Source organism: Arthrobacter sp. zg-Y844, assembly GCF_024385465.1.
In the GTDB taxonomy this organism is placed as follows: Bacteria; Actinomycetota; Actinomycetes; order Actinomycetales; family Micrococcaceae; genus Arthrobacter_B.
On the sequence record NZ_JANFLS010000003.1, the window covers coordinates 185,094 to 195,873 of the forward strand.

Annotated in this window: 7 protein-coding genes; 1 reads left to right on the forward strand and 6 read right to left on the reverse strand. The window is 66.4% G+C overall.

The window, feature by feature from the left end; translation table 11 throughout:
- Positions 1–14 precede the first annotated feature (14 nt).
- A complete protein-coding gene (locus NNX35_RS12140) occupies positions 15–1,499 on the reverse strand; it encodes an ADP-ribosylglycohydrolase family protein (protein WP_255867890.1) in 1,485 nt (494 codons plus the stop codon).
- Positions 1,496–2,437, reverse strand: a complete 942-nt coding sequence (locus tag NNX35_RS12145; RefSeq protein WP_255867891.1) for an ARPP-1 family domain-containing protein — start codon at positions 2,435–2,437, stop codon at positions 1,496–1,498. The genes NNX35_RS12140 and NNX35_RS12145 overlap by 4 nt, the downstream gene beginning before the upstream one ends.
- A gap of 92 nt (positions 2,438–2,529) precedes the next feature.
- Here NNX35_RS12145 and NNX35_RS12150 point away from each other — a divergent pair, with 92 nt between their 5' ends.
- Positions 2,530–3,195 (forward strand): NUDIX domain-containing protein, encoded by a 666-nt coding sequence (locus NNX35_RS12150; protein ID WP_255867892.1) that lies wholly within the window; start codon positions 2,530–2,532, stop codon positions 3,193–3,195.
- Between the two features lie 137 nt (positions 3,196–3,332).
- Here the strand turns inward: NNX35_RS12150 and NNX35_RS12155 are convergent, their stop codons facing one another.
- The 4 genes from NNX35_RS12155 to NNX35_RS12170 all read right to left on the reverse strand — a co-directional run bounded on the left by NNX35_RS12155 (position 3,333) and on the right by NNX35_RS12170 (position 10,730).
- Positions 3,333–3,974 (reverse strand): DUF4352 domain-containing protein, encoded by a 642-nt coding sequence (locus NNX35_RS12155; RefSeq protein WP_255867893.1) that lies wholly within the window; start codon positions 3,972–3,974, stop codon positions 3,333–3,335.
- Between the two features lie 366 nt (positions 3,975–4,340).
- Complete coding sequence (locus NNX35_RS12160; RefSeq protein WP_255867894.1) at positions 4,341–4,550, reverse strand: hypothetical protein; 210 nt, start codon at positions 4,548–4,550, stop codon at positions 4,341–4,343.
- Positions 4,543–7,866 (reverse strand): exodeoxyribonuclease V subunit beta, encoded by a 3,324-nt coding sequence (locus NNX35_RS12165; RefSeq protein WP_255867895.1) that lies wholly within the window; start codon positions 7,864–7,866, stop codon positions 4,543–4,545. The genes NNX35_RS12160 and NNX35_RS12165 overlap by 8 nt, the downstream gene beginning before the upstream one ends.
- The gene (locus NNX35_RS12170; protein ID WP_255867896.1) at positions 7,863–10,730 is read right to left on the reverse strand and encodes a PD-(D/E)XK nuclease family protein; all 2,868 of its coding nucleotides are present in this window, start codon (positions 10,728–10,730) and stop codon (positions 7,863–7,865) included. The genes NNX35_RS12165 and NNX35_RS12170 overlap by 4 nt, the downstream gene beginning before the upstream one ends.
- Positions 10,731–10,780 lie beyond the last annotated feature (50 nt).

Genomic DNA, 10,780 nt, shown 5'->3' on the forward strand with positions numbered 1-10,780 from the left:
CGGTTCGGCTCGAATCAGGCGGAGGGTCGGCCCGCCGCCTCCGCGGCCAACAGTTCCCGGAATGCCGGATTCGGGTGGGCGTTGGGGAGGACACAGCGTACCCGTTCCAGCGCTTCGAGGGGAGTCAGACCGGTGGTCCGGGCGCCGTAGAGAGCGGCAACCGTCGGCGTCCGGGACTCGGCGCGAACGCAATGCAGCAGCACCTTCTTGCCCTCGGCGCGGAAACGTTCGACGGCGGCGGCAGCCTCCTGCAGTACATACCCGGCGTAGGCATTGGAATCCGCGGCAGCCGAATCCACGAGCCAGAACGTCGCGTGGTTCTCCTGTGCGATGCCGGGCACATCGGCCGTTCCCAGCCGGCACAAGGAAACCACTGCATCAATGCCCAGTTCGGCAGTTCTGGCTACTGCTCCCACGCCGCCGAGCCAGACGCCGTCGTCGTCCGGGTGCTGGACCAGGACATCGGTCCTGCTCCACGAGCTGTAATCGTGGTGCTCGGCCCGCGGCCACTCCTGCGTACGACGCCCCGCACCGGAGGCGAGTTCGACGCCGAGCGTCATCAGATCGTGCGCCCGCAGGCCCGGCCAGCCGTGCAGGTTGCGGCGCCATTCAAACGGAACGGCAGAGTAGCCGTAGGCAGCGCCCAGCAGGGAGCCGGCGATGGCGGCCACCGTGTCGGTGTCCCGGCCGCCGCGGACCGCCTCTTCGAGCCCGGCCCGGAGATGGTCGGGGCCGGAAGCGGTTCGTGTGGTGGCGATGGCGCTCCACGCGCCCTGGAGTGCTTCCACCACCCAGCCGTTCTTCGTGAAGTCCCGCGGCCGGGAGCGTTCGGCGGTTTCGATCCGCTCCAGCCACAGGGCGGCACGGTCAGGCGGCAGCAGCGGCAGCCCGGTCCGGATTTCCAGCCGACCGGTCAGGACGGCGTCGCGGATGGCGACGCACCAGAGTCCGCAGGCTTCCTGGGCGTCGTCTTCCACGTGGGTCAGTGCGCTGAGTACACCGGCCGCCGCCATGAGTTCGGCCGGATCCCGGTCCAGGTAGGCCAGGGCCAGGGGAGCAGTGCGCATCAGGGAGCCGTTGCCGGCGCTGCGGCCGGCGCGGGTGTGGAACTCCTGGGCAGTACGGGTGAAATCGTCGGCGGTCGGGTCGGTCCGGCCGTCGTCGCTGGCGATGCGGCGGGCGCGGGCGATGACACTGCTGGTCTGCGCGCCGACGTCCTTTGCGTCGCGTGCCCAGGCGGTCCAGGCGCGGACCACGGATGTGAGCGCTTCCGGGGTGGTGCCGGCGTCGAGGAATGCTTCGGCGATCGGGATCGCCATGGAGGTGTCGTCGGTCCATTCGGCCGGGTCGAACCCGAAGGGGCCGCCGCCCTTCATGGTGACCTCGGTGCCGTCGGGCAGCGGTGCGCCGAATTCGTAGCCGGCGCCAAGGGCATCTCCGGCGGCGAGGGCGACGAGGACACCGGCGGCGCGGTGGTTCTGCTGTGAGTTCAGGTTCATAGGGCCTCCATAAGTGGGTGTTTGGTGTTCCAGCAAGATAGATGGGCAATATCGGGTTCCCTGTTGGGGAGCCGGACGGCCATGCCTTCTGCCATGACAGGGCCGCGGACGCCCAGGACGTTACGGCTGCGCATTGAGTCGTGGCGCCGGACGCCCTCGCTGTAGAACTCGCCGAAATCGATGGTTCCGGCGATGGCAGCAAAGTCACGGGCGAGCTGGCCGGGCATCGGTACGGTGCTCTGGGGCGCGGGCAACAGTGCCGCATCGAGCAACGCAGCGTCCATGAGCTGCTGGTAATGGCGTCGGAACAAAGTAGCCGTGCCGAAAACTTCCAGCAGCAGGGGTTGTCCGCCGACGCCGATCACCACGCCGCGTTGGCCCTCCAGCGGCTCCGGTACGGAGCTCGCGAAGCGGTGCCTGTCACGGCTGCCAAACCTGTCCAAATGCTCGGGAAGGGAACTGGTGGCTGTGGGTCCGGTGGCGGCGTCGAAACGCCGGACCCGTTCCCAGATCTGCTCCTGCCGTCGACCTCCGAATTGGGTGGACCCGGCGCCAGCTAGCTCGGCGCGGACGTTGAGTGGTGCCCTCCGTGCCTGGCGGTGGTGTGTGTTTTGGCCGGCTTCCCACCGTCCTGCCTCGACGCAGAACGTGTCGATGTCCAAGGTTTCGCCCACGTCGATGAGGACGTCGCGGGCGCAGGTGCGGTGTTGCTGTCCCCCTTCCAGCAGCTCACCTTCGAGCAGCAGGGCCGCGCGTTTCCCGTTGTTCCGGACCGTTAGCTGGCCCACCTTGGCGCCCGCCGCCAGTTCGGAGACGGCAAGGTCTGCGTGGAGTCCGGTGCTGATGCCGAGCCTCCCGCGTCCGGCTGTCCGGACGGGAAAGATCGTAAGTGGGCCGGCGGCAGTGCCGGCGCCGACGTGGAGTTGTGGAATCTGCATGTCGAACCTCCTCGCTTTAGCGCAAATGTGAGATAAGTAGTTCCAGTATGCACCGGTTGCATCTTTTGCGCAAGATTGAGATAAATGGGGGTATGAGTGAGTCCCGTATGCCCTTGTCCCTCCTGGATTATCCACGTCCTTCTGTAGCCGTGGACACCGCAGCGCTGACCGTGGCTGGGGACGAACTGATGGTCCTACTCGTACGCAGGCGGGAGGAACACCACGCGGGGGAGTGGGCGCTGCCTGGCACGTTCCTGCGGGAACGTGAATCTCTGGCGGATGCCGTCCTGCGATCCCTCCGGGTCAAGGCTGGAATCGAGGGGAGGGTCCCGCAGCAGCTCCATGTCTTCGATGATCCGGACCGGGATGACCGGGGCTGGACACTGTCCGTAGCCCATGTGGACGCAGTCCCGTTCCGGGAGCTGGAAACCCCGCTGCAGTCCGACGATGTCCGTCTGGCTTCGATCGCGGCGGAGACAGGCCTGATCGCCGCTCTGCCCTACGGCCACGCAGATATGGTGCTCTTGGCGGTTGAGCGGATGCGGCAGGACTATGCGCAGACCCCCGATCCGGCGGGCCTGCTGCCCGAGCCCTTCACGCTGAAGGAACTCAGGGACCTGCACGAGGCGGTGGCGGGCCGGACGCTGATGCGTGACACTTTCCGCCGACAGATGGAACCGCAACTGGTCGGTACCGGGCAGATGTCGGACGGTACCCGCGGACGGCCGTCGCGGTTGTGGCGGCGTGGGGCGGTATAGCAACACGCCGGGGAGAGTGAATATGGCGCACAGTCGGCAGAAACGGGATCGCGACGCCGAAGAAGTGCGACCAGTCCGTGGTCACTCTGGCAAACCAAGTGACCGCGGACAAGCGCGTGGGTCGGTACAGGGTTGGGTTACGGCAGGTCTAGACGAACGATTGCGGGTTCGGCCGACGGTTCAGTCTCCGTGTCACGGAAGGCAAGCGCGAGCACTTTCGCTCCGTCGGGAACCAGGAATCCGTATGACATCTGGGATTCGAATCCAGGTTGAAGGCTTGCGTTGCACTGAGGGTTGTCCTTCATCTCATACAGGGAATCGATGGGGTCGAAGAGACGATCTTCAGCATCGAACAGGCCGACCTCAATCGGCCATCCACAGGTCAAATCCATGGATTCCTTGCCGTTGTTTTTTACGGTGGTCGTGACGATGACGTAGTGGCCGCCCGTTTGCGCGGGCACCTCTGTATACGTTTCATAACCGCTCCCCGAGCGGTAGTTGGTTTGGTTGAGCGAGACGGTTGGCGAATTCGCGGCACTGTGGACGGTCATTTGCACGCCGCCCTGTTCTGCAGGTTCCCCTACTTCTGCATAGCCCTTCTCAGTGGGCGACGGGGTCGGGGTAGGAGTAGCTGTGGGAGGCAAAGTAGATTTTAGGCTCTTCGCTGTTTGCTCCTGAGTATCCGAGGGCACTGGCTCCTGGGCGTGCTGCACATCGGTCGTGCCACAGCCCGCCGCAATCAGTGACAGCGCGACGAGCGGTAAAAACAACTTCTTCAATTTTGATCCCCAACAAATATCTCGATTAATGGTGCCGGCGGTGAGTGCCAGCCAACCTGAAGAATTTTACAGCTACCGATTACCGCCGAAGATTCGCAAAGGGTAGCTGGCCGTAGGCCACGAAGAACTCCTCCAGTAGCTCGTCCTCGACGACCTTGGCGGACCGATTAGTAACCGGAAGCCAAGCGATACGGAGGTCCCGAGAGTTGGAGAGCTGCCATATGTACCGTCCACCCCAGTGGCCGACCGGTAGGCCCTGGCCAAACTTAGCGAACTCGCCGATCCGTTTCCTCAGACCGCGCGTGACGTTCGCACCAGCATCGGCTTTGCCGATATAAATCGTCGGGGCATTCCACAACCGTCCCTTCATCTTGGCAGGATCATCGGATCCTTGCCCTTGAACCATCCGCCCACGCTGGAATCGACCACAGTGTGCTCGCCACTGGTCCCTCGAACCACCGCGTACACACCGGGCTCGCGGGGAACGGTCGACAGATCGAGGTCGCCGAACGCCTTGAAGCCGGTGAAGCCCCGACTTCTTAGATCCGATTCATTGAATGCACTCACATTAACCACGCGTCCTCCTCAGAACCTCGACACCGCTGGCGCGGCAGAGAATCAACACCAGTTCAGTAACTTCTTCGCCAGTGATACGGCCGATCATCTTGGCGTAGGTGCCCAGCTGCCGCCAATACGCGGCCAGCTGGTCCTCGCTGACGCTGATATCGGTCTTGAAGTCGGCGACCACCAGACTGCCGTCATCCTCCCGGTACATCAGGTCGATGATGCCCTCCACGGTGTGTCCGGTCTCCGGCACCATGATCGGCAGCTCGAGCCAGTGCTCGCGTTCGGCAGCCCGCCGGACAGGAGCACTTTCCAGCGCCGCCCGGGCGGACGCCTCCAGATCGGCAGCGTTGCGTAGACCCGCGCTTGCAGCGACGTCGGCCGCCAGAACGGGAAGCGACGGCGACAATTCCAGATCAGTGAGTTCCAACAGACGGTGCAGCGCGGTACCGAATGCCGGCCCGTGTTCCTCCGGCTTGCCGGCGAACCCAGGAAGCACTTCCTCACCCCCCGCCGGGGCATAGAACGCGGCAGCAACCCCGTAGTTCGTCGTGACTCCTGCACCGCCGCCCTTCGCCAGAGCGGTGACCGAGGTCCGGGACACGCGCGCTGATTCCGCAGCCCAGCCGGTGCTTGAAGCCAGCCAATCGTCCCAGTCAGGCACCGGAACGGCCGTGCTTTGGTCTTTGTGCAGCGGCAGAAGATCCTCCGGCAACGCCAGATCCGGGGCCAGCTCGACGTCGTCGACCGACGCCAGGAGGGCGCTGAGGCTGCTGGGCGAACCACTATAGTGCGAGACGACCAGATGGCTCTCTGCCCGGGTACAGGCGACGTAAAGCAGCCGTCGCCGTTCCGCCTCCGTGAACGTCTTCTCCACGTCGGCAGCTTCTGCATAGCCGCTGGTCGAGACCCCCTTGCGGAAGCGGATGAACACGTTGCCTGCCTCGTCCCAAAGGGCGGGCTCGGGCGAGTGCTTGGGAGCGGAGCCGGCACCGGCCACCACAACCATCGGGAATTCCAGGCCTTTGGAGGCATGGATGGTCATGATCCGCACCGCCTGCATATCGGTCTCGGGCACCATGGCCTCCTTGACGCGGGCGTTCTCCTCCTGCTGCACGGCAGCCCACACCAGATAGTCCCGCAGCCCGCCGTGGGTCGCTTCCGTCCAAGCCCGGGCCTGATCGGTGACAAACCGGATCCGCCGCCACACGTCGCGGTAACGCGGGGTATCGGTTGCCGCCTCCAACACCCGCCGGTCGGCGGCGATCCGCTCGATCAGCTCCGCGGGGGAGAGCAGCGGCAGTTCCCGATGCAAACCGGACAGATACGCCAGCCCGGCGCGCACCGGGGAGTTCTCCTGCCCCTCGGGCGCCGGTGCGTACAGGTTCCAGGCTCCGCCGGCCTGCTTCCAGCGGAAAAGGTCGTCGTCGCCGCAGGCAAAGAGCGCCGACCGCAAGGCCAGTACCAAAGCCGCCTGGTCGGCGGTGTTGGCCAGTGTCCGCAGCGCCAACAGCAGATCGGTCACTTCCTGCGTGGCGTAGACCAGTGAGGAGGCTTCGGCCCGGTATTCGATGCCCGCAGCGTCCAGGGCGTCCTCCACATAGGGCAGCGCGGTGCGGGTGGGCAGCAGGATGCAGACGTCCTGCAGCTGGAGCGGCCGCCGTGCGAACCCTTCCTTGTTTCCGGCCTGGTGCTGCCACGCCAGCGCTCCACCGGAACCGGTAGCCAGGCGGATCGCGGCGGCGATATCGGCAGCTTCCTGCCGGCTCCGGGACGCCGCGGTCACCTTCCCGTTCTCATCGGGAGTGGCACCGTTGCGTCCGAGCACGACGACGGCGGGACCGTCGTCGTCGTTCCAGGCCGGCCGGGCCGGGTCCGGAACCAGGGGATCGTACGGAGGCTGGATGGTCCCGTTGCCTACGATCAGGTGATTGAAGACCGCGTTGACCCAGTCCAGCAGCGCCGTTCCGGAGCGGAAGTTGGTCTGCAGGGTAGCCACCTCGGAACCGGGATCCGCGACCGCGCGGGCACGGGCTGCGAGGAAGGTGGCGATGTCAGCCCGGCGGAAGCGGTAGATGGACTGCTTCGGATCACCGACCATAAACAGGCGTCCCGGTGCCACCGGAAGGTCCTCCCAGCCGTCGGGGCCGCAGCTGGTGTCCGCCGCCAGACGGACAGCGATCTCGGCCTGGACCGGATCGGTGTCCTGGAATTCGTCCAGCATCAGATGCGTGTAGCACCGGTGCAAGGGCAGGCGTGCAGGGGCGTGTGCTTCGGTGTCTCCCACCAGCAGGTCGCGGGCGTGGACGAGCAGGTCGTGGTACTCCAGCTCACCGCTGCGCTGGCGCACCTTCGCAGCAGCCAGCAGGACTTCGGCCAGGACCGCGCTGACCGTGTTGACGGCCGGGGACACCTGGCGGGCAATCAGCCCGTCCCGTTCTTCGACCAACAGCTGGAACTGCTGCTGGATGCTTTTGACGTCGCCGACCCAGTTCTTTTTGGAGCCCTTCCTGGCGTAGCCGGTGGAGGGCAGGGTGTTCAGGACGTCGATGATCCTCCCGAAATCCCCGGATCCGCGCACGTCCTCGAGCTGGTCCCGCCACTCCTGCACCAGGGGGAAGCATGCCAAGAGCTTGTCCGCCGGGTCGGTGCAGACAGCCTTCCGCTCGAGGACCAATTCGGCCGCGCGCAGCAGCGGCCCCACATCGAGCGCCGGAACGGTCTGCCGCAGCGGCGGGTGGGTCCGCAGCCTGTCCCAGTTGCCGTCGAGGGCAGCGGCAACACTCCGCAGCTGGTCCAGGGTCACGCCGACGGCGAGCAGCACCCGAAGCGCGGCGTCGGCCGCCGGATCGGTAAACAGTGCTTGGCGTGCCTCTTCCCACCGGTGTTCGAAGGCGATCTCGGCGCGAAGCTCGTCCACCACGGTGATCAGCGGCGGCACTCCGGCCTCGATGGGGTATTCGCCGATCAGCCGGGCGGCGAAAGAGTGGATGGTCCCGATGGGTGCGGCATCGAGGCGGTCCAGCGCGGTGTTCCGCCGCTCGGTCCGGAGCTCATCCAGCCCGTAGGTTTTGGCGAGTTCGCCGCGCAGCCGGTCCCGGAGCTCGCCGGCGGCTTTCTCCGTGAAGGTGATGGCGGCAATCGCGCCGACGTCGACGCCGCCGTCCACCAGGGCGGCGATGCGCCCGACCAGGGCATGGGTCTTGCCGCTTCCGGCGCCCGCCTCGACGAACACGGTGGTGTCCAGGGCATCGCCGATGACGTGCCGGTCGTCGGCGTCCTTCAGGTCCGGCTGGGCCGGGAACGGGGAGGTCTTCGGCTGGCTCATTTGTCCTCCTCGAAGAAGCGGGAATAGTCGCCCAGGGCGGGGCTGTCTTTGAGCCGCTCCCAGGTGTGCCGCATACCGGCGGCGCCCATCAGGGTGGTGTGGTTGACGTAGTGGTCCGATTCGGGCCGGGGCGGAAAGATCCCGGACTGCAGGGCCGCCACGACCAGTCCGGCGTCCTCGCGGAGCCGGGCCTCGACGTCGGGACCCACCTCGTAGCCCACCCGTTCATACTTCCCGGCGGAAGTGATGAACCGATATTCGGCACGGACCTCCACTCCAGGGTCCGTGGCTAAACGCCGGGCGAACACTCCATAGACCGGCAGCTGGAACCGGGTTCCACCGGCGGTGGGATCCTCGCGGGTCAGCTTCTTATACTTGTCCGCCTTGCCGGTCTTGTAGTCGATCACCAGCACCTGTCCGCTGGAGTGCCGGTCTACACGATCGACCTTGCCGCGGAACCTGACGGTGTTTCCGTTCGGCAGGTCCAGTTCCACGGGAGGTTCACCGGCTTCGGCGCCGAATTCGGCTTCCACCGCTACGTGCTGCCAGCCGGCGTCGCGCGCCTGCTGGTCCATGTCGTGGACCTTCTGCAGGTCGGTGCGGATCCGGGACTTATCCCGGTCCCAGGTGTGCCGCAGCCAAGCCGGATTGGTGGTGGCTTCAAATGCCTTCTCGGCAATTTCCAGCAACCGCTCGGAGGAAGCCGTCTGGCTGCCGTCCGTCAGGCCGCGGACGTAGTCCTCGAGTATCCGGTGCATCAGGTTCCCGCGCTGCAGTCTGCTGATCTGGACCTCAAGGGTCACGTCCTCAAACAGCTCGGCCTTCAGGACGCGGCGCAGGAAGTAAGCCAGAGGGCTGACGACCCAGTCCTCCAGATTGGTGGGGGAGATGGGCTTCCGGGGATCGATGATCGGTCCGGAGACCCCGGTGAGGTTGCCGTTGAAGCGGGAGAAGGTTCCGTTCCGGCGGTCGGCCCGTACTTCCAGCACCGTGTCCAGCACCGGATCGTCGGCCAGATGTCCGGAGGCCAGAAGGCGGCGGACGCGCCACTCCTGCCCCGTGGCTGCCACGCCTGTGGGGGAACCGTGCGTCAGATCATGGGCGAAGGAGGGCAGCGCCGTCACCTTTGTACCTGCCAGCCAGCGCGAAGGCCGCAGGGTTCCGCCGGCGCGCAGGTTGCCGCGGGGAAACAGGATGGTGCGTTCGACGCCGGTGGCGAGCAGCCGCTGGAACTGTTCCTTCCGGGCGGCGGCACGTTCGTGGACGGTCGGCAGCTTTACCGCGAGCAGATGGCCGGCGCTGTCGGGGAGCAGCGGATTTTCCCGGATACGGGCGGGGGCGAGTCCGTCCGCCGCGCCGGTGATGAAGACGACGTCGAGATCGCGGCCCACGCCGTCGTCGTAGGAGCCCAGGATTACCCCGGTGCCGCTGCTGCCGGTCCAGAACCGGCGGGCCTCGATACCGCGGGCGACGGTGGCGCGGACCGCCGCCGCCGTGGGCGCCGGGGCGATTCCGTGCAGCAGTTCGAGGTCGTGGATCACGTCCTGGACTGATTTGCGGGCATCGGCGAGTTCCGGGCGTTCCGTCGCGGCCCGCGGGCCAAGGAACTCCGTGATGAAGCCGGCCAGAGTGCCCGCGGCCTCGGCCCAGGTCCGGGCGGCGAAGACCTCGGCCAGCCGTTCGCCCAGGACCGCGATAAACCCGGTGAACTGGGCGTAGTCCTGCTGCCGCTTTTGTTCTGCTTCAGTTGGTTCCTGGTCTTCGGCCGCGTCCTCCTGTTCAGCCGGGGGAGAGGCATGCAGTCGCTCGCAGACGGCGCTGCTCGGCAGGTTTTCCTGGCTCCAGTACAGGACACCCTGTGCCATTACGTCCAGGATCACCCGGACATCGGGGTGCGCCGGGTCGAGGCTGAGGAGATTCACCAGCCCGCGGGCCAGCGCTGTGTCGGCCAGGCCATGCGCTGACGGGCCGACGAAGGTGATGCCGGCTTGGTCGAGGCGTTGGGCCAGCAGGGAACGATAGGGGTCTGCGGTGGAATAGAAGATGCCGATGCGATGGCCGGGAGTGCCTGTTGCCAATTTGTTGATGACCAGGCGGACGACGGCGCGTGCTTCGTCGTCGGCGTCGGACGCGCTGAGGACCTGCTCGCCCAGGGCGGGGGAGGACGCCGCGGTGAGGTAGGTGGCGCGGGCGTGCTGTTCGAGAGCGGCACGGAACGCTGCGGCGGACGGGTCCTGCTCGTCGGCGAGCTGGAAGCCGATCACCGGTCCGAGGAGCTTACGGATCCGCGGCGTCTGCAGGGCTGCGGTAGCAGCGGAGTAGAGGTCGTGTTTGGTGTACCAGCTGCTCCCCAGGATCTGAGCGGCGGCTCGGTGGACGCGGGCGACCTCGTGTACCAGCGGCGACAGGCCGGTTACGTCCTCGGGACAGGCTGCGTCCAGGGATGCGGAGGTTGTAGCGATCGCACGTGCGGTGGCCGGCTGGTCGGCGACTTCGGCAAACAGCCCGGGCGCTTCGGCCAGCACGGCGGTGACGGCGCCTTCGCGGACCATGGCCGGGAGCGCGGCGCGGCCGGATAACTGGCCGTCGGCGGCCGCCAGCTCTTCGGCCAAGTCGTCCAGTGTAGTTGTCCGGATGGCTGCGCTGCCGCGGCCGTCGTTGAGCACCCGGCCCAGGTAGTGCGCCAGGTCAAGTGCGGAGGTGCGGCTGGGTGCGATCACCGTGACCGGCTGCAGCGGCCGGCCCTGTTGGGCTGCTGCCACGGCGTCGGCCAGGGCCTGCAGTGCTTCGAGTGTGCTGGTGTAAGCCTGCGTCCGGGCCCCTGCGCTAAGTACTGAATCAGCACTGGATGGATCTGTACTCAATGAACTCCCCCTGTTACTAAGTGGACCCAACCTAGCAGCAGGTGGTTAAA

What these genes read in the sequence shown, in the direction of transcription:
- NNX35_RS12165 (WP_255867895.1), bottom strand. Translation starts at nt 7,866, where the DNA reads ATGAGCCAGCCGAAGACCTCCCCGTTCCCGGCCCAGCCGGACCTGAAG.
- NNX35_RS12150 (WP_255867892.1), top strand. Translation starts at nt 2,530, where the DNA reads ATGAGTGAGTCCCGTATGCCCTTGTCCCTCCTGGATTATCCACGTCCT.
- NNX35_RS12145 (WP_255867891.1), bottom strand. Translation starts at nt 2,437, where the DNA reads ATGCAGATTCCACAACTCCACGTCGGCGCCGGCACTGCCGCCGGCCCA.
- NNX35_RS12140 (WP_255867890.1), bottom strand. Translation starts at nt 1,499, where the DNA reads ATGAACCTGAACTCACAGCAGAACCACCGCGCCGCCGGTGTCCTCGTC.